The 23828-nt window shown below is 66.2% G+C and carries 18 protein-coding genes and 1 tRNA gene; 6 read left to right on the top strand and 13 right to left on the bottom strand.

What is annotated here, in order from left to right; genetic code table 11:
- Positions 1-72 precede the first annotated feature (72 nt).
- The 4 genes from ACNI3Q_RS11845 to lon form a co-directional block, all read right to left on the bottom strand.
- Entirely contained in the window at positions 73-1668 is a 1596-nt protein-coding gene (locus ACNI3Q_RS11845; protein ID WP_426276933.1) for a hypothetical protein, read from the bottom strand.
- 457 nt (positions 1669-2125) lie between these two features.
- Positions 2126-2200 (bottom strand) — tRNA-Val (locus ACNI3Q_RS11840).
- Between the two features lie 106 nt (positions 2201-2306).
- Positions 2307-2579, bottom strand: coding sequence for an HU family DNA-binding protein (locus ACNI3Q_RS11835; protein WP_347709657.1), 273 nt, complete (start codon positions 2577-2579; stop codon positions 2307-2309).
- Between the two features lie 145 nt (positions 2580-2724).
- Positions 2725-5121: an endopeptidase La gene (gene lon, locus ACNI3Q_RS11830; protein ID WP_426276931.1), complete on the bottom strand. Its 2397-nt coding sequence runs from the start codon at positions 5119-5121 to the stop codon at positions 2725-2727.
- 178 nt (positions 5122-5299) lie between these two features.
- Between lon and ACNI3Q_RS11825 the strand changes: the two genes are divergently transcribed.
- Positions 5300-7051 (top strand): M1 family metallopeptidase, encoded by a 1752-nt coding sequence (locus ACNI3Q_RS11825; RefSeq protein ID WP_426276929.1) that lies wholly within the window; start codon positions 5300-5302, stop codon positions 7049-7051.
- Complete coding sequence (locus ACNI3Q_RS11820) at positions 7048-8763, top strand: M1 family metallopeptidase (RefSeq protein ID WP_426276927.1); 1716 nt, start codon at positions 7048-7050, stop codon at positions 8761-8763. Before ACNI3Q_RS11825 ends, ACNI3Q_RS11820 begins: the two co-directional genes overlap by 4 nt.
- Here ACNI3Q_RS11820 and ACNI3Q_RS11815 read toward each other — a convergent pair.
- The 4 genes from ACNI3Q_RS11815 to ACNI3Q_RS11800 form a co-directional block, all read right to left on the bottom strand.
- Positions 8750-9898, bottom strand: a complete 1149-nt coding sequence (locus ACNI3Q_RS11815) for a calcium:cation antiporter (protein WP_426276925.1) — start codon at positions 9896-9898, stop codon at positions 8750-8752. The genes ACNI3Q_RS11820 and ACNI3Q_RS11815 overlap by 14 nt on opposite strands.
- Before the next feature lie 90 nt (positions 9899-9988).
- Positions 9989-10855 (bottom strand): GGDEF domain-containing protein, encoded by an 867-nt coding sequence (locus ACNI3Q_RS11810; RefSeq protein WP_426276923.1) that lies wholly within the window; start codon positions 10853-10855, stop codon positions 9989-9991.
- A 206-nt stretch (positions 10856-11061) separates the two neighbouring features.
- A complete protein-coding gene (gene clpX, locus ACNI3Q_RS11805) occupies positions 11062-12327 on the bottom strand; it encodes an ATP-dependent Clp protease ATP-binding subunit ClpX (protein ID WP_347709671.1) in 1266 nt (421 codons plus the stop codon).
- A 122-nt stretch (positions 12328-12449) separates the two neighbouring features.
- Positions 12450-13091, bottom strand: a complete 642-nt coding sequence (locus tag ACNI3Q_RS11800) for an ATP-dependent Clp protease proteolytic subunit (protein ID WP_426276921.1) — start codon at positions 13089-13091, stop codon at positions 12450-12452.
- Positions 13092-13202: 111 nt separating this feature from the next.
- Here ACNI3Q_RS11800 and ACNI3Q_RS11795 point away from each other — a divergent pair, with 111 nt between their 5' ends.
- Positions 13203-14522, top strand: coding sequence for a hypothetical protein (locus tag ACNI3Q_RS11795; RefSeq protein ID WP_426276919.1), 1320 nt, complete (start codon positions 13203-13205; stop codon positions 14520-14522).
- Positions 14523-14567: 45 nt separating this feature from the next.
- Here ACNI3Q_RS11795 and ACNI3Q_RS11790 read toward each other — a convergent pair whose 3' ends face one another.
- The 3 genes from ACNI3Q_RS11790 to hrcA form a co-directional block, all read right to left on the bottom strand.
- The gene (locus ACNI3Q_RS11790; protein WP_426276917.1) at positions 14568-17315 is read right to left on the bottom strand and encodes a [protein-PII] uridylyltransferase; all 2748 of its coding nucleotides are present in this window, start codon (positions 17313-17315) and stop codon (positions 14568-14570) included.
- A gap of 239 nt (positions 17316-17554) precedes the next feature.
- A complete protein-coding gene (grpE, locus tag ACNI3Q_RS11785) occupies positions 17555-18151 on the bottom strand; it encodes a nucleotide exchange factor GrpE (RefSeq protein ID WP_426277574.1) in 597 nt (198 codons plus the stop codon).
- The gene (gene hrcA, locus ACNI3Q_RS11780) at positions 18148-19191 is read right to left on the bottom strand and encodes a heat-inducible transcriptional repressor HrcA (protein WP_426276915.1); all 1044 of its coding nucleotides are present in this window, start codon (positions 19189-19191) and stop codon (positions 18148-18150) included. The genes grpE and hrcA overlap by 4 nt, the downstream gene beginning before the upstream one ends.
- 335 nt (positions 19192-19526) lie before the next feature.
- Between hrcA and rph the strand changes: the two genes are divergently transcribed.
- Together rph and rdgB are read left to right on the top strand one after the other, a co-directional pair.
- Positions 19527-20243 carry a ribonuclease PH gene (gene rph, locus ACNI3Q_RS11775; RefSeq protein WP_426276913.1) on the top strand — a complete coding sequence of 239 codons (717 nt, stop codon included), beginning with the start codon at positions 19527-19529 and terminating at the stop codon, positions 20241-20243.
- Positions 20240-20911, top strand: coding sequence for an RdgB/HAM1 family non-canonical purine NTP pyrophosphatase (gene rdgB / locus ACNI3Q_RS11770; protein WP_426276911.1), 672 nt, complete (start codon positions 20240-20242; stop codon positions 20909-20911). Before rph ends, rdgB begins: the two co-directional genes overlap by 4 nt.
- Before the next feature lie 170 nt (positions 20912-21081).
- Here rdgB and ACNI3Q_RS11765 read toward each other — a convergent pair whose 3' ends face one another.
- A complete protein-coding gene (locus tag ACNI3Q_RS11765; protein WP_426276909.1) occupies positions 21082-21477 on the bottom strand; it encodes a cupin domain-containing protein in 396 nt (131 codons plus the stop codon).
- Between the two features lie 38 nt (positions 21478-21515).
- Between ACNI3Q_RS11765 and hemW the strand changes: the two genes are divergently transcribed.
- Positions 21516-22655 (top strand): radical SAM family heme chaperone HemW, encoded by a 1140-nt coding sequence (hemW, locus tag ACNI3Q_RS11760; RefSeq protein WP_426276907.1) that lies wholly within the window; start codon positions 21516-21518, stop codon positions 22653-22655.
- Here hemW and ACNI3Q_RS11755 read toward each other — a convergent pair.
- Positions 22652-23815 (bottom strand): penicillin-binding protein activator, encoded by a 1164-nt coding sequence (locus ACNI3Q_RS11755; protein WP_426276905.1) that lies wholly within the window; start codon positions 23813-23815, stop codon positions 22652-22654. The genes hemW and ACNI3Q_RS11755 overlap by 4 nt on opposite strands.
- Positions 23816-23828 lie beyond the last annotated feature (13 nt).

The following is a 23828-nucleotide window of genomic DNA, read 5'->3' as shown; positions in this document are numbered from 1 at the left end:
TCAGGTCGCGGGCATGATCCGACGGGTGCGGCCCCCTTTTGCCGCACCCGCCGGACGCATCATCCCCGTCGCTTACAGGCCGGGCAGCACGGTGCAGCTTGCGCTGGTCGTGCCGAAATCGCCGCGGTTGGAATTGCAGGTCCAGCCACGATACCAGTTGTCGGACGCGCCGGAGACTGCGCCGATATAGCTGGTGGTGACCAGGAACGACGTACCCGTCGGGTTCAGCGACGCGGCGTTGAACGCCGTCACGCCGGCTGCGCCCGTGCCCGGCAGGAAGCCGTTCAGGGCGGCGGTCGCGGTGCCGTTCGCCACGTTGTTCGTGCCGGCGGAAACCAGCGCGGCCTGTTCCGCATTGGTCACCGTCACGCCGTTCGCCGCGGTTTCCGCCGTCAGCGTCGGGCAGCCGAAATAGATGGAGTTGAACACCGGCGGGCCCTGTTCGTCCAGCGATGCGTTGGCGGCGCGGATGGTCGATTTGCCACCATTGTCCGTGGTGCCCGCAACGACGTTCAGACAGGGCTGGCCGCTCGTCATGATGCCGTTGACGAAGGTGAAGTCCGCACCGCCGCGCAGGCGGAGCGCCGCGTTCACACCGGTCGACCGGTGGATGAAGGTAAAGTTCGAAATCCGGCCGAACTGACGCGGCGTGGCGTCTTCGTTCCCGTTCGAATCAATCTCCATCATGTACGTGTCGGTCTGCGTGTTGTTCGGCCGCTGCGACGCGATCATGAACTGCAGGAAGCCCTTCCAGCCCACATCCGTGTCGATGCTGTCGTCATCCGCGCCGGTCACCACGAAGTAACGGGCATTGTGCGTGCCGCCGAAAATCTCGATGCCGTCGTCGGAGCTGTTGTGGATCTGGATATATTCCAGCCGCGTGCCCGAACCGACGCCGCCGGTGGTCAGACCCTGCAGTTCGTTGCCCGGCGTGATGACCGTGCCCGAATAGCGGATCTGGACATAGCGCATGACGCCCGAGCTGTCGCCCGCGGTCGCGCCGCCATACAGCGCGTTGCCGGTGCCTTCGACGACGTTTTCGCAATTCGCCGAACCGCCGGTCACGCCGCTCAGGTTACAGTTCGAAATCGGCGCGCGGCCCAGCAGTATGATGCCGCCCCACAGGCCCTGGCTTTCGTCGGTGACATTGCCGGTCAGGTTCTGTTGCGCGGTAAAGATGATCGGGCGCGCCTCGGTCCCTTCGGCCGAAATGGTCGATCCGCGATTGACGACCAGCAGGTCGTTGTCGGCGTTGGTCGTGTTGGCATAGATGATCGCGCCCGGTTCGATCGTCAGGCTGCCAGCGCTGCCAGCCGTGCCCGCACCGCCCCGGTCCACGCCCACATCGACGCGGCCGTTCAGTTCATACGCGACACCGGCCAACGCGGGCAGGGTCAGAGTGTTGACCAGCGACGGCAGGCGGCAGCTGCGGAAATTACCGATGGTGCCGACATTGGTCGTGCCGGTCGGGCAGGACGCGGCCGGGCCGGTGGTCGGCGTCGGGGTGGGCGACGGACTTGGCGTCGGCGACGGCGCGGGCGCCGGCGCGGGCAGCACGATCACGCCTTCGCCAGGCGATGCAACACTGGTCGCACCATCACAGGCGGACAGCGCAGCAGCGGCAGCGCCAGTCAGCAGGATGAGGGCAAGGCGGTTCGGATTTCGCATAAGATCTCCCGTCGGGTCGTTCCGGTTGCAAGGGCGGGGACTGCACCGCCCCCTGATCGACTCGGACATCCCCCTGTCGACCTCGACCCGTGCGGTAGGAGCGTTGGATGACAGGAAAATTGGAATTTCGGGTCAGTTGAGTGACACCAAAATGACGGTTCGATGACAGGCGAACGGCCAATCGGCCGCTTCGAGGTCATCCGCACAGGCCCCCCGGCCTGCACCGCGCAGCGCGCAAACCGCACGCCGCGCCATTACCCCTCCCCGCTCATCCTGAGCCTGTCGAAGGAGGCAAGACCGGCAACACCATCAGCAGGATTGCGGGAGACGATCGTCGCGCGGGGGTTTGCGCCGCATTGCCCGCGCCGCGGACACGCCGGCCACCACGCCCTGCGCCATGCGCCATGCACCAAACAAAAAGCCCGCCGGACCGGATGGTCGACGGGCTTTTGGCGGATGGTGGGCGCGACAGGGATTGAACCTGTGACCCCACCCGTGTGAAGGGTGTGCTCTACCGCTGAGCTACGCGCCCATGGATATCCATGGTCCTTGCGGTCCGAAGACCGCCGGGAAGCGGCCCCATAAGGCCCGCTTCCCGCCTTGTCCAGCCCCGCCGGCAGGCGGCGGGGCCAGGCGGATCAGTTCACCGCGTCCTTCAGGCCCTTGCCGGCCTTGAACTTCGGCTGGTTGGACGCCTTGATCGTCATTTCCTCACCGGTGCGCGGGTTGCGGCCGGTCGACGCCTTGCGCTTGCTGACCGAAAACGTGCCGAAACCGACCAGGCGCACTTCGTCACCCTTCTTCAGCGCTGCCGAAATGGCATCGAATACTGCCTCGACGGCGCCGCTGGCGTCGTTCTTGCTCAGTCCGGATTGCTCGGCAACCTGTCCAATCAGCTCTTGCTTGTTCATTGTCCTGTGGGTCCCTGTTTGACTAACGGGTTTATCGAAAATGAATCGCGGCCTGGGGCCGGGCGCGCAGTAAGGCTGCTTGACCCCCAGCTGTCAAAGCAAATCGGCCGTTTTCCGGGCAATTCGGCTCAAAATTGCTCAAATATCAATGGTGCAGTGCATCACCGGCCGCCGAAATCGCCGCCGGAGGCTGTGCCGCCAGCTCGTCGGCATCGCTCCAGTCGATGGGCGACAGCCCCTCCACCAGCGCCAGCCGAAGCACTTCGTCCACATGCCGAACGGGAATGATTTCCAGCCCCTCGCGGATGTTGGACGGGATTTCCGCCAGGTCCTTTTCATTCTCCTGCGGGATCAGCACGGTCGTGATGCCGCCGCGCAGTGCCGCCAGCAGCTTTTCCTTCAGGCCGCCGATCGGCAGCACCCGCCCGCGCAGCGTCACCTCGCCCGTCATCGCCACATCGCGGCGCACGGCAACGCCAGTCAGCGTGGAAATGATCGCGGTGACCAGTCCGATGCCCGCCGACGGTCCGTCCTTGGGCACCGCGCCTTCGGGCAGGTGGACGTGAATGTCCTTGCGCGCGAACAGGCTGGGCTTGATGCCAAAGCCGGGGGCACGCGCCTTGACGAAGCTGAAGGCGGTTTCCACCGATTCCTTCATCACATCGCCCAGCTTTCCGGTCGTCTTGATCATGCCCTTGCCGCTGGCCGTCACCGCCTCGATGGTCAGCAGTTCGCCGCCCACCTCGGTCCAGGCCAGGCCGGTGACCGCGCCGATCTGATTTTCCTCCTCGCCCACGCCATGGCGATATTTCCGCACGCCAGCGAACTCGGCCAGCGTGTCGGGCGTCACCGTGACGCTATCGGCCTTGCCCTCGAGGATGCGGCGCAGCGCCTTGCGCGCCAGCTTGGCGATCTCGCGCTCCAGCGTGCGGACGCCCGCCTCACGCGTGTAGTACCGGATCAGGTCGCGCAGGCCCGGCTCGGTCAGCTCGAACTCGCCCGCCTTCAACCCGTGCGCCTCGATCTGCTTGGCGATCAGGTGCCGCTGAGCGATCTCGACCTTTTCGTCCTCGGTATATCCCTCCAGCCGGATGATCTCCATCCGGTCGAGCAGCGGCTGCGGCAGATTCAGCGAATTGGCCGTGCACACGAACATCACGTCCGACAGATCGATGTCGATCTCCAGATAATGGTCGTTGAACTTGGCGTTCTGTTCGGGGTCCAGCACCTCCAGCAGCGCGCTGGCCGGGTCGCCCCGGAAATCCTGGCCCAGCTTGTCGATCTCGTCGAGCAGGAACAGCGGATTGCCGGTCCCCGCCTTTTTCAGGTTCGATACGATCTTGCCGGGCAGCGATCCGATATAGGTGCGGCGATGGCCCCTGATCTCGGCCTCGTCCCGCACGCCGCCCAGCGACTGGCGGATGAATTCGCGCCCCGTCGCCTTGGCGATGCTCTTGCCCAGGCTGGTCTTGCCGACGCCGGGCGGGCCGACAAGGCACAGGATCGGCCCCTTCAGCTTGTTGGTCCGCGCCTGCACGGCCAGATATTCGACAATCCGGTCCTTCACCTTTTCCAGCGCGTAATGATCCTGATCCAGGACGCCCTGCGCCTCGGCAATGTCGCGCTTCAGCTTGGACTTTTTGCCCCAGGGCAGGCCCAGCAGCACGTCCAGGTAATTGCGCACCACCGTCGCCTCGGCGCTCATCGGCGCCATGGTCTTCAGCTTCTTGAGCTCGCTCTGCGCCTTGGCACGCGCTTCCTTGGACAGCTTCAGCGTGGCGATCTTCTGGGTCAGGTCGGCGATCTCGTCGCCATCGCCTTCCTCGCCCTCATTGCCCAGCTCGCGCTGGATCGCCTTGAGCTGCTCGTTCAGATAATATTCGCGCTGGGTCTTCTCCATCTGCCGCTTCACGCGGCTGCGGATCTTCTTCTCGACCTGAAGGACGCCAAGCTCGCCCTCCATGAACGCGAACACCATCTCCAGCCGCTTCTGCGGGTCCGTCTCGACCAGCAGCGCCTGCTTGTCGGCCACCTTGACCGCGATGTTCGCCGCAATCGCATCGGCCAGCCGCGATGCCTCGGTCAGTTCGGCGACCTGCACCGCCGTCTCGCTCGGCAGCTTGCGGTTGAGCTTGGCGTAATTCTCGAACTGCTCGACCACCGATCGCATCAGCGCCTGCACCTCGGTGCCGTCCGCCTCGCTCTCGGCCACCGGGCTGACCTGCGCGGTCAGCACGCCGTCCTGTTCGGACAATCCCTCCAGCCGCGCACGCTCGCGCCCGGCCACCAGCACGCGGACCGTGCCGTCGGGCAGCTTCAGCATCTGCAGCACCTCGGCCGTGACGCCGATGTCATACAGGTCGTCGCGCGCCGGATCGTCCTCGGCCGGGTCCAGCTGCGCCACCAGGAAAATGCTCTTGTCGTCGGCCATCGCCGCTTCCAGCGCGGCGACCGACTTGTCGCGGCCCACGAACAGGGGCACGATCATGTGCGGAAAAACGACGATGTCGCGCAGCGGCAGGACTGGATAAGAAGACTTCATGCAAACTCCGATCATCCCCGTCGGGGACGTTTCACCCCGTGTATATGGGGAATGTAAGCAATCCATCAATCGCGGGTTTTTCCGGTAACGGCCGATGGCCGCATGCGAAACGGCTTGCGTCCGCGCGCCTGGCGCGGCAGCCATCGGGATATCCGGATCATCACGGGACCATGCCTGAATGCGCGCTGCCCTGCTCCTCCTCTCCGCTGCCCTGATCATTCCGGTTGCCGCATCCGCCGACCCTGGCAACCCGCCGATCACTGCCCAGACATCCAGCTCGGGCGGGCCGCTGGATCCGTCTCAGAAACGCGTCCGGCTCGATACGGTCGACCTGTCGGTCGAAGTGTTTCCCGCCAGCGAGACGATTGCCGGTGCGGCTACCCTGTCCTTTACCGCAACCGAACGCACGGACCGGATCGCGATTGACCTCGACACCAATTATCGCGTCGAGGCGGTGTCTGTTGGCAGCACAACTTTGCCCGCTTCGGCTTATGCCAATCCGCAGGGACGGATGATGGTTCGCTTGCCGCGCGCGGTGGCAAAGGGTGCCTCTTTCGCAGTCACCATCCGCTACGCTGGCAAGCCGCACGTCGCGGTCCGCCCGCCATGGGACGGCGGCTGGACCTGGGCAAAGACGCCGGATGGCAAGCCGTGGGTCGCGACGTCGGTCCAGATGGAGGGGTGCGACCTGATCTGGCCGTGCATCGACCATCCCACTTATGAACCGGCAACCATGACGATCGCCATTACCGTGCCTGCGGGGCTGAAAGCGCCGTCGAACGGGGTGCTAAAGGGGGTCGACACCCTGGCCGACGGCCGCACCACCTGGCGGTGGGAGGCGCGCGATCCGACGCTGTATGGCGTCGCCATCAATGTCGGCCCGTATGAAGAGATCAGAGGCACGTACCAAAGCCGGTTCGGCAACACCATTCCGATGCATTTCTGGCACCTGCCGCGCAGCGACGACAAGCCGCAAAAGCTGTTCGCCGAGTTTGCCCCCACGCTCGATTTCTTCGAAACGATGATCGGCCCCTATCCGTTCGCCGACCAGAAACTCGGCGTCGTCGAAACCCCGCACAAGGGCATGGAGCATCAATCGATCAATGCCTATGGCAATGACTATGCAAAGACCGTCTGGGGCTTTGACGACCTGTTCCAGCACGAATTTGCCCATGAATGGTTCGCCAATCAGCTGACCGTGCCCGACTGGGACGACTTCTGGCTGCACGAGGGGACGGGCAGTTACATGCAGCCATTGTACGTGCAGTGGCGACAGGGCGATGCCGGCTATATCGCGCACATGCTGGGTTCGGTCGCACGCATCTATAACCGCACGCCGATCGTCGCGGGCAAACCGCAATCGGCAGAGGACGTCTATAATTCCGAAGCGCGCCGGGGCAGCGACATTTATGTGAAGGGCAGCTGGACGCTGCACACGCTCCGGGGGCTGATCGGGGACAAGGCATTTTTCGACGCGCTGCGGCTTGCCATTTATGGCCGCACCGATCCGAAACCCGGCAATTTCAAACCCGTCTATCGCACCACGCCGGAGTTCATCGGGTTCGTCAATCAGACCAGCGGCGGCACCTATGACTGGTTCTTCGACGTCTATCTGCGCTCTGCCGCGCTGCCCCGCCTGATCGAACAGCGCCAGGGCGAGATGCTGTCGCTTCAGTGGACGACCGAGGGGAACAAGCCCTTTCCGATGCCCATCGACGTGTCGGTGGATGGAAAGGTCACGCGCGTGGCCATGACGGACGGACGCGGTTCCATCGCCGCGCCGGACGGGGCGCACGTTGTCATCGACCCGATGTCGCGCGTGCTGCGCCACACCGACGCGGTCAGCGCGTTTGGCGATTGGAGCGAAGCGCGGTTCAAGGCGCAACAGGACGCGGCAAAGGCTGCGGAAAAGGCAAAGGCAGCGCAGTGACCCGTTTCTGGCATGGGTCCGCGGCGGCCATATCGGCACTGACCCTGACCGCGATCCCGCCAGTGGAGGCCGGCGAGCCGGCAGACTCGCCCATCACGGCGCAGACGATGCGGTCGGGGGGACAGCAACCGGCGGAACAGGCGGCGCTGCGCCTGCGTCACCTCGACCTCAGCATTGCCGTGACCCCGGAGGCAAAGGGGATGAGCGGGGTTGCCGAACTGACACTGGAGGTGCAGCGGCCGGTATCGCGCCTGCTCCTGGATCTCGACACCAATCTGGCGGTCAGCGCCGTCCGGATCGACGGCACCGAACTGGCCGCCGGACGCTGGCGCAATCCCGACGGGCGGCTGACCATCGACCTGCCTGCCCGGACGACGGCGGGTCAGACGATCAAGGCCTATATCGTCTATGCCGGCACACCCCATATCGCGGCCAATCCGCCCTGGGACGATGGCTGGGTATGGGCGCGATCACCCGATGGCCAGCCCTGGATCGCCACCACGGCACAGGGATATGGCTGCGACCTCATCTGGCCGTGCATCGACCATCCGTCGGGGGAGGTGGCGGATGCCGATATCCGCATCACCGTGCCGTCGCCGCTGGTCGCCCTGTCCAATGGCCGGGCGATGGGCATGGCGCAGGCGACCGGCGGCGCGCGAACCTTTCACTGGCGGTCGGGGCCGATCAATCCCTATCTCATCACGATCAATATCGGCGCCTATGCCGAACTGAAGGGCGATTATGCCAGCCGCTTCGGCAACCGGGTGCCGCTGCACTATTGGCATCTGGGCCGCACCGCAGAGGCAAAGAGCCTGTTCGCCGAATTTGCCCCGACGCTGGACTTCTTTGAAAGCGTGATCGGCCCTTTTCCCTTTGCCGACCAGAAGCTGGGGGTCGTTCAGACGCCCTATCTCGGCATGGAGCATCAGACGCTCAACGGATATGGCAACGATTATAAACCGTCGGCCGAGGGGTTCGACTGGCTGTTCCACCATGAACTGAGCCATGAATGGTTCGGCAATCAGATGACGGCCGCCGACTGGGACGATTTCTGGCTCCACGAAGGCTATGGCCAATATATGCAGCCGCTTTACGGCCGCTGGCGAGAGGGCGAGGCCCGCTATGCCGCGATGATGGCTGAACAGCGGCTGCGCATCGCCAACAAATCACCCATCGTTTCCGGCCGCACCCGCACGGCGGAAGAGGTGTATGAGGCAAAGCTGGGCGGGCCCGGCGTCGACATCTATTTCAAGGGCAGCTGGGTGCTGCACACGCTGCGCGGCCTGATCGGCGACACGGCCTTTTTCGATGCGACGCGGCGGCTGGTCTATGGCCGGCCCGATCCGCGTCCCGGCAATTTCGCACCCCGCTTTGCCACGACTGCCGAGTTCGAACGGCTGATGACCGAGGCGTCGGGTCAGCGGCTCGACTGGTTCTTCGACGTCTATCTGCGCCAGGCCGCCCTGCCCCGGCTGATCGAACAGCGATCCGCCAGCGGCCTTTGCCTGACCTGGAAGGCGCCGGGCGGCCGACCCTTTCCCCTGCCGGTGGAGGTGTCGGTGGACGGCGTGGTTCAGCGGGTGGCGATGACGGGCGACACCGGCTTTGTCCCGGCACCGGCTGGCGCGCACCTGATCGTCGATCCCAATGCCCGCGTGCTGCGTCAGTCGGACGCGATCGACCGGGTTCAGGCGGGCGCTATGGCACAATGATGGTGAACAGATAGGCCGCAAACAGCACGAGGTGCACCGCCCCCTGCAACACGGTGGTGCGCCCATTGCCCAGCGACAGCACCGCGACGACCAGCGACAGGCCAAGCAGCGTCACGTGCTTCGGCTCGATCCCCAGCGCCAGCGGGATATCCAGCGCCAGCGCCGCGATCACCACAACCGGAATGGTCAGGCCGATGGTCGCCAGCGCCGATCCCAGCGCCAGATTGAGGCTGGTCTGCAACCGGTTGCGCCGCGCCGCGCGCATCGCTGCCAGGCTTTCGGGGGCCAGCACCAGCGCGGCGATCGCCACGCCGACCAGCGCCAGCGGCAGGCCCAGCGCGCCGATCCCCGCCTCCAGCGCCGGGGCAAGCTGCTTGGCCAGCAGCACCACGGCGACCAGCGCGATGATCAGCACACCGAACGCCATCCATGCGGATTGCACCGATGGCGGCTCGGCATGGGCATCCTTGGGCAATGCGCCGGGCACATCGGGCAGGAAATAGTCGCGGTGGCGCACCGTCTGGACCAGCACGAACACGCCATACAGCACCAGCGAGGCGATGGCGGCAAAGATCATCTGCGACGGCGCGTAATAGGGGCCGCTCAGCGTCGATGTGTAATTGGGCATCACCAGCGTCAGTACCGCCAGCGCGGCCAGCACGCACAGGGCGGCACTCACTCCGCGCAGTGCGAACCGCTGCTCATGATGGCGCACCCCGCCGACCAGCAGACAGATGCCGACAATGCCATTCAGGATGATCATGATCGCGGCGAACACCGTATCGCGGGCCAGCGCCGACGCATTGCCGTTGTCGGACAGCATCAGCGACACGATCAGCGACACCTCGATCACCGTCACCGATACGGCCAGCACCAGCGTGCCGAACGGCTCGCCCACCCGGTGCGCCACCACCTCTGCATGATGGACCGCCGCGATCACCGCACCGCCCAGCACGATGGCTGCCGCAGCTATACCGATGCTGCCCATCTTTGCCGCGCCGATCAGCACCATCAGCCCACCGATCACCGGAAAGGCGATGGACCAGATGGGGAGGATGGAAAGATCGATCAGCGGCCGATCAGTGCCCGCGTCCGAATGGTTCTTCGAATGATGCTGTTCCGGCGATGCTGACATTGGCTCCTCTGTGGCTGCACTGTTCCAAGCGCATCAAGGGCTCGATCGTTCCTCTCCGGCAATGATTTTACCTGGAGGCAGTCAGTGTCGTCAGGCGGATTGCACCGCTTCTGCCGTTTCGCGGATGCAGTCGCGCCCGGCGCGTTTCGCGGCATAGAGCGCGGCATCCACGCGCAGCATCGCCGCTTCGTGCGGATGGCCCGCGACCCATGGGGTCAGGCCGGCGGAAAAGGTGATGGCGCATCCGCCGATTGCCGCAACCGGCTCCATACGGCTTTCCCCCGCCAGCCGGTCGATGATCGCGCGGGCATCGCCCATCGTCGTGGCAGGCAGAAAGATCAGGAACTCCTCGCCGCCCCAGCGCGCGATCACATCGCCGCGCCGCAGCCCCGCGATCAGCCGCTGGGCAAACAGCCGCAGCACATGATCACCCGCGCCATGGCCGTGATCATCGTTGATCGCCTTGAAATGATCGATGTCGATCAGCGCCAGCGTGCCCGCCGGCCGCTCGCCCGGCGCTCCGTCGATCAGGGCATGAAAGCCGCGCCGGTTAAGCAGGCCGGTCAGCGCATCACGATTGGCCGCCTCGCCCAACTCGCGCATCCGCTCGCCCGCGCTGGTCGCGGCCCGGTTTACGCTGGCGATCAGCGCGCCCATCAGGTCGCGGCTGTCCATCTGGTCCAGCGGCGCGGCCTTGCCATCGCTCATCGCCCGCAACGCGCGGGCGCTGGCCCGCACGGGATGGAGCAGCGCGTTGATCGCGGTCAGGCTGAATGCCGTGCCGATCAGCGTGGCGATCAGGACGACGATCACCGGGGTCCATCCGATCGCGCCGCGCCACGCCTCCCACCCGATCAGCGCGAACAGCGGAACGTGCGTGCCGACAAAGCAGATGGCGAACATCCGAAGGCGCAGGCTGGTCGGGAACAGGAAACGGGTCGCACGATAAAAACGCATCGTCGGCATCCGGCATGAAACAACAGGGGCGTTCAGCCGTGCCGCCCAATGGTGACCGAAAGGTTGAGGGCAATGGTTAAGCCATCACCCCGTCGGACCACCGGTTGCCGCCATGCGGGGGGCCGTTGCGCCCGGCGCCGGTCACACAAACGAAAACGGGCCAGCCCATGGGGGCCGGCCCGTATCATCCATGGGTGACGCGCCGGTCAGGCGGCGTCGCCGGTCTTCTTCTTTTCGGCATAGACACGGACGGGTTCCTTGCGACCCTCGACCACATCCTTGTCCACAACCACCTGTTCCACGCCGTCCATCGACGGCAGGTCGAACATGGTGTCGAGCAGGATCGCCTCCAGGATCGACCGCAGGCCGCGCGCACCGGTCTTTCGCTCGATCGCGCGCTTGGCGATCGCGGTCAGCGCGTCGTCGTTAAAGCCCAGTTCGACGCCCTCCATGTCGAACAGCTTCTGATACTGCTTGACCAGCGCGTTCTTCGGCTCGGTCAGGATCTTGACCAGCGCGTCATTGTCCAGGTCTTCCAGCGTCGCGATGACGGGCAGACGGCCGACAAATTCGGGGATCAGGCCGAACTTCAGCAGATCTTCCGGCTCGGTCTGGCGCAGCACCTCGCCGGTCCGGCGCTCTTCCGGCGCGGCGACATAGGCGCCAAAGCCGATCGACTTGCCCTGCAACCGGTCGCCGATGATCTTTTCCAGGCCCGAAAACGCGCCGCCACAGATGAACAGGATGTTCGTCGTGTCGACCTGCAGGAACTCCTGCTGCGGATGCTTGCGCCCGCCCTGGGGCGGCACGCTGGCGGTGGTGCCTTCCATCAGCTTGAGCAGCGCCTGCTGCACGCCTTCGCCCGACACATCGCGGGTGATCGACGGGTTCTCCGCCTTGCGGCTGATCTTGTCGATTTCGTCGATATACACGATGCCGCGCTGCGCCCGCTCGACATTATAGTCCGATGCCTGAAGCAGCTTGAGAATGATGTTCTCCACATCCTCGCCGACATATCCGGCCTCGGTCAGCGTGGTCGCATCCGCCATGGTGAACGGCACGTCCAGGATGCGCGCCAGCGTCTGCGCCAGCAGCGTCTTGCCGCAGCCGGTCGGGCCGACCAGCAGGATGTTCGATTTCGACAGCTCGACATCGGCGCCCTTGGCCCCGTGGTTCAGCCGCTTGTAGTGATTGTGGACCGCCACCGACAGCACGCGCTTGGCGCGCTTCTGCCCGATCACATAATCGTCCAGAACGTCGCAGATTTCCTGCGGCGACGGGACGCCGCCGTCCTTCTTGGCGATCAGCGCGGACTTGGTCTCTTCGCGGATGATGTCGTTGCACAGCTCGACGCATTCATCGCAGATGAACACGGTCGGCCCCGCGATCAGCTTGCGCACCTCATGCTGGCTCTTTCCACAGAACGAGCAATAAAGCGTGCTCTTGGCGTCGCCGCCCTTAACCTTGTCCACCATAACGTCCATCCTTCGCACGCATCGGCGCGCGCTTGTCCACCCGCCATCCTACACTGACGGGACCATCCGGCAATCGCCTAATTGGCTTGGCCGGTAACGCCGGTCCGATGGACAGGGGGTTAAGCACCCCCCGTCGCACCCTCCTCGGCCGGCTGCGGCCGCTTGTCGTACACCTGATCGACCAGGCCGAACGCCTTAGCCTCATCGGCTTCCAGAAACGTGTCGCGGTCCATCGCACGCTCGATCTCTTCCAGCGGCTTGCCGGTATATTTTGCGTACAGATCGTTCATCCGGCGGCGGATCCGCAGGATTTCCTTGGCCTGGATCTCGATGTCCGAAGCCATGCCCTGCGCGCCGCCCGACGGCTGGTGCACCATGATCCGGGCGTTGGTCAGCGCAACGCGCATCCCCGGCTCACCGCTGGCCAGCAGGAAACTGCCCATCGATGCCGCCTGTCCGATGCACACCGTGCCGACGCGCGGCCGGATGTAATGCATGGTGTCGTGGATCGCCATGCCGGCCGTCACCACGCCGCCCGGCGAGTTGATATAAAGCCAGATGTCCTTTTTCGGATTTTCCGACTCGAGAAACAGCAGCTGCGCCACGATCAGCGAAGCCATGCCGTCTTCGACCGGCCCGTTCACGAACACGATGCGTTCCCGCAACAGGCGGGAAAAAATGTCGAAGCTGCGCTCGCCGCGGCTCGACTGTTCGATAACGATGGGAACCAGGGCATTCATGGGGTCGAAGGTGTCGTTCATAAAATCCCGCTCAGGAAATTGAGCGACCTACATCGGCCCTGCCTGTGCCAAGCGCAAGAGGGCAAGCTTTCGTCAACCATATCGCAACCCCGCCCGGCCTAAACCGGCGCCATGCACCGCGACGCCGCCCGCCCTGCCCTTGACTGGCCCTTCATCCTCGTCGTGATCGGGGTCGGCATCGCCCTCCGGCTGGCGTGGTTCACGGTTGCAGAGGGCAATCTGCTGAACTTCATCGGCGCTGGCGAGGCGACGCGAGTCGCGCTCAGCCTTGCCCGCACGGGGCAGTTTGCCGACGCCTTTTACGCCGGATACGGCCATACCGCGCATTTGACCCCGATCAGTCCGGCCATTGCGGCGGGCGTGATGATGCTGCTCGGCGTCGATACGGCGGCATCGAACATCGCCCTGCTCTGCTGGTCGCTGGGACAGGTGATCCTTGGCTGGGTGCTGATGCTCGCGCTGTTCCGCCGCCTGGGCGTCGATGGCGCGGCGCGGCGCTGGGGCATCGGCATCCTGGCCATGGTCCCGGTGTTCATGGGGGATGAGGTGATCGTCTTCCGCTTCTGGGAAGGGGCGCTGACGCTGGCGCTGGTCGTCACCAACCTGATCCTTGTCCACGACCTTACCGGCCGCGGCAACCCGGGTTGGCTGCGGCTTGCGGGCATCGCCGCGCTGACGGCATTCACCTTTTTCCTCTGCCCGCCCGCCGGCCTTGCCATCGACCTGTGCTGGGCGATCTGGGCGTTCCGCACCCTGTCGCTGCCCCGCATCGCCGGCTTTGCCGCGATGAGCGCCGGCGCGCTTGGCCTGATCGTGCTGCCCTGGGCGATGCGCAATGCAGCGGTGATGGGCGAACCGGTTCTGCTGCGCAGCAATGCCGGCCTGGAACTGGCCATCGCCAATCATCCCGCCGCACTGTCCGGACGGCCGAATGGCGAGGTGTATTTCGAACGCCTGCTCGCCGTGCAGCCCTATTTCAGCGTCCCGGCCCGGCAAAAGATCCGCGATGCGGGCGGCGAGGTCGCCTATGCCCGCGGGCTGGGGCGACAGGCGATGCGATGGATCGCCGATCACCCCGCCGGCTTTGCACAGCTGTTCCTGCGCCACCTGCGCCAGTTCTTCTTTCCGGAATCCTGGCAGCTGATGTTCGGCCTGCCGGGCCTGCGCGCCGGCATCATGGGCGTGGTCAGCGCCATCGGTCTGGCCGGACTGGCCGCCGGGCTGTGGCAGCGGCGAGCGGGTTACGGGATGCTGGCCGTCTATCTCGGCACGGTGGCGCTGCCCTATGCCGTGGTTCAGCCGGTTCAGCGGTACAGTTATCTCGTCTATGGTCTGCTGGTCATGCTGGCGGCCGATGCGCTGGTGCGGCTGGCCCGCTGGGCGCTTGCCCGATACCGCGCCCCCACGATCCCGATGCCTGTCGCGGCCTGATCGCCGGGGGATGCCCCGCGCCGCGGCCAGCCGGGAGCCGACCGTTCACGCCGCCTCGGCCAGCACCTCTCCGCCAGCTGCCTCCAGCAACCGCCGCTCGATCGCGCGCAGCCGGGTCCCGCTGCCGATCTTGTCGCCCATCAGGTCGGTGACATAAAAGGTATCCACCGCCCGCTCGCCATAGGTGGCGACATGGGCCGAATGGATCGTCACCTTTGACTGGAACAGCGCATTGGCCAGGTGGTGGAGCAGCGCGGGCCGGTCGCGGGCATTCACTTCGATCACCGTGAACCGGTTCGATGCGCGATTGTCGATCAGGACGTTGGGCGCAATCGTGAACGCCTCCGTCCGCGGGCGCATCGCCGTCTTGCGGTCCAGCTTTTCGCGCAGCTTCGCCCGGTTGGCCAGTGCATCGGCGATCGCGGTCTTCAGCCGCTGCAACTGCCCGGCATCGTCGAACGGCCCGCCCAGCGGCGACTGAACCAGGAAATTGTCCAGCGCCATGCCCGACCGCGTCGTATGGATGCGCGCGTCGATGATGTTGCCCCCGGCCGCATGGATTGCGCCCGCGATGCGATAGAACAGGCCGGGATGGTCGGCGGCATAGACGGTCACCAGCGTCGCGGCACGCTCTGCATCCGGCTCAGTCGCGATGGACAGCGGCGCATCGCCCGCCTCCGCCATCAGCTTCAGATTGCGGATCAGCACATCCACCGGCTCTGCCACCCAATAGGCTTCGGGCAGCACGCGGACCATCGTGTCGCGCTTGGCCTGGCTCCACCGCAGCGCCTCGGCAACGGCGTCCTGCTTGGCCGAAATGCGCTCGCCCCGCCCCTTCTGCTTGTGGCCCAGCCGCAGCACTTCCTCTGCACTGTCATACAGGTTGGTCAGCAACTGGCGCTTCCACCCGTTCCAGATGCCCGGCCCCACCGCGCGGATATCGACGACGGTCAGCACCAGCAGCATCATCAGCCGCTGCGGGCTCTGCACCACCTCGGCGAAATCCAGGATCGTCTTGAAATCCGACAGGTCGCGCTTGAACGCGGTGGCCGACATCAGCAGGTGGTACCGCACCAGCCAGGCGACCGTCTCCGTCTCCGCCTTGGTCAGGCCCAGGCGCGGGCACAGCCGCTCCGCCACCTCGGCGCCAAGGATCGAATGATCCCCGCCCCGCCCCTTGGCAATGTCGTGCAACAGCACCGCGACATACAGCGCGCGGCGCGACACGATCTGCGGGAAAATCCCGAACGCCAGCGGATGATCCTCGGTCAGCTCGCCCCGCTCGATCCGGCTCAGCAGGCCGATGGCCCGGATGGTATGCTCGTCCACCGTATAATGATGGTACATGTCATACTGCATCTGCGCCACGACGCGGCCGAAATCGGGCATGAACCGGCCGAACACGCCCGCCTCGTTCATCCATCGCAGCACCAGCGCGGGGTCGCGCGGCGACGCCAGCACATCCATGAACAGCGCATTGGCCCGTGCATCCGTGCGCTTGTCATCGATCATCTTGGCATCGCGCGCCGCCGCCCGCATCGCCAGCGGATGCACCTCCAGCCCGTGCTTGTCGGCCAGCCAGAACATCTCGATCAGCCGCACCGGATCGGCCGCGAACCAGTCGTCGGCGGGCAGCGCCAGGCGCCCGCGATCCAGCACGAACCCGTTCAGCTTGCGCGGGGACCGGCGGATGCGCCGCAGGCCGAACCGCGCCGTCCGGCTGGCGAACTGCTCGTCCAGATGCGCCAGGAACAGGCCGGTCAGGTCGCCGACCCGCTTGGCCTGCAGGAAATAGAATTGCATGAACCGTTCGACCCGGCTCTTTCCCGGCCGGTCGGCATAGTGCATCCGCGCCGCGATTTCCGGCTGCACATCGAACGTCAGCCGCTCCTCGGCCCGTCCGGCCAGCAGGTGCAGGTGGAACCGCACCGACCACAGGAAATTTTCCGCGCGCTTGAACTGGCGATATTCGGTCTTGGTCAACAGGCCGGCATCGACCAGCGCGGCGGCATCGCCGACATTGTGCACATATTTGCCGATCCAGAACAGCGTATGCAGGTCGCGCAGGCCGCCCTTGCCTTCCTTGACGTTCGGTTCGACCACATATCGGCTGTCGCCCATCTTGCGGTGCCGCTCGTCGCGCTCGGCCAGCTTTTCCACCACGAAACTGCGCGCGCCGTCCGCCTGCACATCGGTCTTGAACCGCCGCGCCGCCTCTTCATACACGCCGGTGTCGCCCCAGACATATCGCGCCTCCAGCAGGGCAGTGCGGATGGTGATGTCGCCCTTTGCCTGCCGCACCATCTCGTCGATCGAGCGGCTGGACTGGCCGACCTTGAGCCCCAGGTCCCACAGGCCATAGAGCATGGTTTCGATCACCTGCTCGTGCCAGGCGGACTGCTTATAGGGGGTGAGGAACCCGATATCGACGTCCGAAAACGGCGCCATTTCGCCCCGGCCATAGCCGCCGACCGCGATCAGTGTCATCCGCTCCGATGCGGTCGGATTGGCCAGCGGATACAGCCGCTCGGTGGTGAAATCCCAGAGCAGGCGCAGGATCTGGTCGGTCAGGAACGCGCCGGATGCCGCGGCGATCATGCCATTGCCGGGGCTCTCCTCGAACCGCCGCCGGATTTCCGCCCAGCCCGCGGTCAGCGCCGCCTTCAGCGCCGCCGTCGCCGCCTGCCGCATCGGCCCGGCATCCCCCTGCGGGATCGCCGCCAGCCCCTCGGCCAGCGCCCGGCGGTCGATGATCTCACGGCGATTGCGGACGGCGGCAAAACGTTCTGGCATGGGGTGTCAGATAGGCGGTCCACGCCCCCGCGTCACGGCTGATTTCATTTCCCCGCCTCAACTCATCCTCGCCCCTTCAGGGGAGAGGATAGCGAAGCTTGCCGCGCCAGCGGCTAGCGCAGCTTGGAGAGGGGGGAACACAGCCAGACCGGAATTTCACCCCTCACCCAGCTTCGCCCAGGCGGCACGCCGCCAAGTCTTCGCAACCCTCTCCCACAAGGGGAGAGGGATCAGCAGGATTACTCCGCCTTCTTCGCCACGCCGACCAGCGCGGGCCGCAGCAGCCGATCCTTGATCATGTAACCGGCCTGGATTTCCTGCACGACCGTGCCCGGTTCGGCGTCCGACGGCATTTCCATCATCGCCTGATGCCGGTTGGGGTCGAGCGGCTGGCCCACCGCCTCGATCCGGGTGATACCGTGGCGGCTGAACACCGTTTCCACTTCGCGGCCCGTCGCCTCCAGCCCGATGACCAGGCCCTTCATCTTCTCATCCGCGCGCAACTCGTCCGGGATCGCCGCCAGCGCGCGCGACAGATTGTCCGCCACCGACAGGATGTCGCGGGCAAATCCGGTCGCGGCATAGGCGCGGGCGTCCTGCGCTTCCTTCTCCGCCCGGCGGCGCACATTCTCGGTATCGGCGCGGGCATAGAGCACCTGCTGCCGTGCCTCGACCAGTTCGGCCTCAAGCGCGGCCAGCCGGTCCTGCATTGCCACTTCGGGCGCTGCTTCGGCGGTTGCCTCGCGCAATTCCTCGCTGACGGTCTCGCCGCCCGGCTGCTGCCCGGCGTTCTCGGTTTCCTCGGTCATCATGTCCCTGTTCTGCTTCGTCTTTATGCCAGCAGACGCGCCAGCGTCGCTGCGGTGAAATCCACCATGGGTACCACGCGGGCATAGTTCAACCGGGTGGGGCCGATCACCCCCACCACGCCGACCACCCGCCCGTCAAGCGCCCGCACCGGCTTTGCGATCACCGACGAACCGGACAGGGCGAACAGCTTGTTCTCGCTGCCGATAAAGATGCGCGCTGCATCCCCTTCCCGCGCCGAATCGAGCAGGCGGGCGATTTCCTGCTTGCCCTCCAGTTCGTCCAGCAACTGGCGCACCCGTTCCAGGTCCTCGGCCGCCGCGCTGTCCACTAGCCGCGCCTGACCGCGCACGATCAGCACCGGGCGCTGGTCGCCATCCTCGCTCCACACCGCCAGGCCGCGTTCGACCAGCGCGCGGCCCGCCGCGTCCAGCTCGGCCCGTTCCCGCGCAATCTCGGCAGACAGCCGCGCCCGCGCCTCGCTCAGCGTCTGGCCGGCCAGCATGGCGGACAGGTAATTGGCCGCCTGTTCCAGCGCGCCGGGCGGCAGGCCGGGGGGCAGGTCGATGACCCGGTTTTCCACCGTCCCGTCCGCGCCGACCAGCACCGCCAGCGCCTTGTCCTGCGCCAGCGGGACAAACCCCATCTGGCGCAGCACCGGCTCGCGCTTGGGCACCAGCACCAGGCCGGCACAGGCGGACAGGCCGGAAAGCGCCGCCGTAGTCCCGGCGATCGCCGCATCCACCGGCCCGCCCTGCCCCGCCTCGCGCTCGATGGCGCTGCGTTCCTCCAGCGACGGTTCATGCGCCTGCATCATGCCGTCAACGAACAGGCGAAGGCCCATGTCGGTCGGCATCCGCCCCGCGCTGGTATGCGGCGCGGCCAACAGGCCCAGCTCCTCCAGGTCCTGCATCACGTTGCGGATCGACGCGGGCGACAGGTTCAGCGCGGAAACCTTGGAAATCGTCCGCGATCCCACCGGCGCGCCGCTGTCCAGATAGGATTCCACGACAATGCGGAACACATCGCGCGCCCGGTCGGTCAGTTCGGTAATCGGCGGCCCCATCATCCCGCCAGATTTAGGGATTTTTCCGCAGAATCAAAGCGGCATCAAATCTCTCTCTCCCCTTGAGGGAGAGGGAAGGGACTTCCAACTCCGCTCATCCTGAGCCTGTCGAAGGATGCTGCATCACGCCCCCCGCCCCTACCGCTGGCAATGGTGGGTTTCCTCGGCTCTTACCCGCCCATGGCCATCTTCGCCCTTGCCCGCCTCGCATCGACGGCGGGACAGCGCCGGGGGCGATTTTCATGCCGGCGTAACATCGCCTTCGTCACCTTCCGCGCCTCTTTCGCCCCGCGCGCATCGGGTCTAGGGGACGCAGCGACAGCCACAGGAGAACCCCCATGCGTCCATCCGGCCGTGCGCCCGACGAAATGCGCGCCATCACCATCACGCCCAATTTCACCCGCCATGCGGAGGGTTCCTGCCTGATCGCGTTCGGCGACACGCAGGTGCTGGTCACCGCCAGCATCGAGGAAAAGCTGCCGCCATGGCTGCGCGGCAAGGGCGAAGGCTGGGTGACCGCCGAATATGGAATGCTGCCCCGCGCCACCCACACGCGCGGCAGCCGAGAGGCGGCCAAGGGCAAGCAGTCGGGCCGGACTCAGGAAATCCAGCGCCTGATCGGCCGCAGCTTGCGCGCCGTCACTGACCTGAAGCTGCTGGGCGAGCGCCAGATCACGATCGATTGCGACGTGATTCAGGCCGATGGCGGCACCCGCACCGCCGCCATCTCCGGCGCATGGGTTGCGCTGCGCCTTGCCGTCGACAAGCTGATGGCAGAGGGGAAGCTGACCGTGGATCCGATCACTGCCCAGGTCGCGGCGGTCAGCTGCGGCATCTGGCAGGGGACGCCGGTGCTCGACCTCGATTATCCGGAAGACAGCGCGGCCGACGCCGACGCCAATTTCGTGCTGCTCGGCAATGGCAACATTGCAGAGGCGCAGGCCACGGCAGAGGGCGCGACCTATGACGAGGAAGGGCTGCTCCGCCTGCTCCGCCTCGCCCGGATCGGCTGCACGCAGATTTTCACCGCGCAGGCAAAGGCAGTGAGCCGGTGAGCGGGCCGGGACAGGATGGCGACGAGGACGCCGTGCCGCCCCAGGCGATCCGCAAGCTCGCGCCCGGGAAGCTGGTCATCGCCAGCCATAATGAGGGGAAGGTCCGCGAAATCCGCGAGCTCCTTGCCCCCTTTGGTATCGAACCGGTCAGCGCCAAGGAACTGGACCTGCCGGAACCCATCGAAACCGGCACGACCTTCCTCGCCAATGCGGAGCTGAAGGCAATGCAGGCCGCCGACCTCAGCGGCCTGCCCGCCCTGTCCGACGACAGCGGCCTGTGTGTCGAGGCGCTGCTGGGCGCACCCGGCGTGTTCACCGCCGACTGGGCGGAACGTCAGCCATATGAGGGGCCAAAGGGCCGCGACTGGTACATGGCGATGGGCAAGGTGGAGGGGAAACTCGCCGAACTTGGCCCCGACGCCAACCGCTCGGCCTATTTCGCCTGCACCCTCGCCCTTGCCTGGCCGGACGGCCATGTCGAATGGTTCGAAGGCCGCGCGCACGGCCACCTTGTCTGGCCGCCGCGCGGCACGCTCGGCTTCGGCTATGACCCGGTGTTCGTGCCGGAAGGTGACACCCGCACCTTTGCGGAAATGGACCCGGCCGAAAAACACAGCATCAGCCACCGCGCCGACGCCTTCCGCCAGCTTGTCGCGGCGGTGTTCTGACCAGCGCCCCTCCCCCTTGGCGGGGGAGGATGGCGCAGCCTGGAGAGGGTGAATGCCCGGACTGGTTCAGGAATGCGTCCTTCGACACGCTCGGGACGAGCGAGCTTGATGATCACCCTTTCCCCTTCGCTCATCCTGAGCCTGTCGAAGGATGCTGCCAACCTCCAGCCTCACCGCCCGCGGTGTTCCGTCCCCATGCCCGTCGTGATGAACACGCAATCCGCCGTCTCGCCTTCTGCTAAATCTGCGGTGTGCCACACGCCGGGCGGGTTGATCGCATATTCCCCCGCCCCCAGCACCGTCCGCTCGATCCGGCCATCCGGATACTCCTGGATCAGCGTCAGGGTGCCGGCAATGCACAGTACGACCTCATCCCCGGCCGGATGCATCTCCCAACTGTCCCAGCTGGCATGGAAAGCGTATCGCGAGACAAGCCGTCCCTCGATGCCATCGGCGCCATGCCGAGCGTCATAACCTTCATACCATCCCGGGCTGTCGAACACGGGCTCGACCGTCACCGCGCCCTCTGGACCCAGATGCAGGGGTTGCTCGAACAGGCTGGGCATGGACTTCCCCTTCCACTTGGCGTTGAAGCGCAGGAAGAATGATCGCCCCACTCGCCCTCTATGTCCACTGGCCGTTCTGCGTCAGCAAATGCCCCTATTGCGACTTTAACAGCCATGTCCGCGACAGCGTGGATCAGGACGCATGGGCCGCCGCGCTGCTCGCTGACCTGGCCCACGAAGCCGCCCTGCTGCCCGGGCGGCGTCTGGGGTCGATCTTTTTCGGCGGCGGCACACCCTCGCTGATGCCGCCCGCGACCGTCGCGGCGATCATCGACGCTGCGACCGCCGCCTGGTCGCCGGTCGACGGCCTGGAAGTAACGCTGGAGGCGAACCCGTCCTCGGTGGAGGCGGCGCGCTTTGCCGATCTGGCCGCCGCGGGCGTCAACCGCGTCTCGCTGGGGCTGCAGGCGCTGGACGATGCCGCCCTCGTCTTTCTGGGCCGCGCGCACGGTGTTGACGAGGGGCTGGCCGCACTCGCCACCGCGCAGGCGTCTTTCGCCCGCGTCAGCTTCGACCTCATCTATGCCCGCCCCGGCCAGACACTGGCCGGGTGGGAGGCGGAACTGACCCGTGCCCTCGCCTTTGGCACCGAGCATCTGTCGCTCTACCAACTGACCATCGAACCCGGCACGCGGTTCGCCACGCTGGCGGCAAAGGGCGATCTGGTGATCCCCGATGGCGATGCCGCCGCCGATCTGTGGGACGCGACACAGACGCTGACCACCGCCGCCGGGCTGCCGCTGTACGAGGTGTCGAACCATGCCCGGCCGGGCGCGGAAAGCCGCCATAACTTCAGCTACTGGCGCTATACCGACTATGCCGGGATCGGCCCCGGCGCGCATGGGCGGCGCGGCGGCATCGCCACGTTCCGCCATAAAAAGCCGGAAAACTGGATCGCGGCGGTCGAACGCAACGGCCATGGCCTGCGGGAGGAAACCGCGCTCACGGCCGATGAACGCGCGACAGAGGCGATGGTGATGGGCCTGCGCCTGGCCGAGGGGCTGGACCTTGGTCACCTGACGAGCGTCGGCAGTGCCCCGGCGGACACGCGGATCGACATGGGCGCGGCCGATTGGCTGGCCGGGCACGGCCTTGTCTGGCGGACGCCCGACCGGATCGGCCTGACCCCCGCCGGGATGCCGCTGCTCGATGCCGTGCTGCGCGACCTGGCGCGTTAGTCGGCGAAGCTGCGCGGCGCCGCCGACACCACGGTCGTCGTGCCGCCACGGATTTCCTGAACCTCCAGCGCCCGTTCCGCCACGCCGTTGCGCCCGAACCGGAACGCCCCGTCCAGACCGGCAAAGCCGTCCTGCGACACCAGCCGTGCCTCGGGGAACGGCGTTCCCACCTTCCACTCGCGGGCGATCCGGATGGTCAGCAACACCGCATCATAGCCCAGGCTGGACAGGCGATAGGGCGCGGCACCGAACCGGGTGCGGTATTTGGTGGCATAGGTGCGATACAGGCCGTTGGACACGCTGGCATACCATGCGCCGTTCAGCGCGGGATTGCCCGCCACCCCGGTATCGGTGTTCCACAATTCGGTGCCCAGCAGCCGCGCACCGGCATTCTTGCCGCGCCGGATCGCGGGGATGGACAGCGCCGCCGTCCCCGAACTGTCGGCGACCAGCACCGCCTGAAACGGCGATGCGCCGTTCAGGCGGCCGACCGCCGCGTTGATCGATGCCTGGCTGCGGTCATAGCTCTGCATGGCGACCACGCGCCCGCCCGCCCCTTCGACTGCGCGCAGGAAACTGGTCGATGCCCGCTCGCCATACACGCCCCGCGGCATCAGGCCCGCGAAACTGGTGATGCCGCTCTGCCGGGCAAAACCGACCACCCGCTCGATCGACTGGTCGGGGGAATACCCCATGACATAGGCGCCGTTGCCCGCCACCGACACATCGTTGGAAAAGCTGAGCACCGGCACGCCTGCCCGGCGCGCAATTGGCGTCACCGCGCGCACATCCTCGGCCAGCAAGGGGCCCAGGATCAGGCGGTTGCCATCCGCAATCGCCCGCTGCGCCGCCGCCGCCGCGCCGGTTGCGGTGTCATAGGTGGTGATCCGCACCGCCTTGGTATTGGTGTCCAGCAGGGCCAGCGTGGTCGCGTTGGACAGGCTCTGCCCGACGCCGGCATTGGCACCGGTCAACGGCACCAGCAGCGCGACCCGGTGCCGCTCGCGGTCCTCCGGAATGCCGCCGGTGACGGGTGGCGGTGCCACGGGGCGCGGACGGGTCACGGGGCCGGGCTGTTGCGGCCCCTGTTTCGGCACAACCTGACATCCGGCCAGCGCAAGGCCAAGGCTGATTGCCGCCAGCCTGAACCACGTCGTCATCCTTCCGGGTTTC

It is taken from the genome of Sphingomonas eleionomae (assembly GCF_049889035.1).
Lineage (GTDB): Bacteria > Pseudomonadota > Alphaproteobacteria > Sphingomonadales > Sphingomonadaceae > Sphingomonas.
Note: the sequence above shows the minus strand (reverse complement) of the source record. Positions and strands in the feature narration are given on the sequence as shown.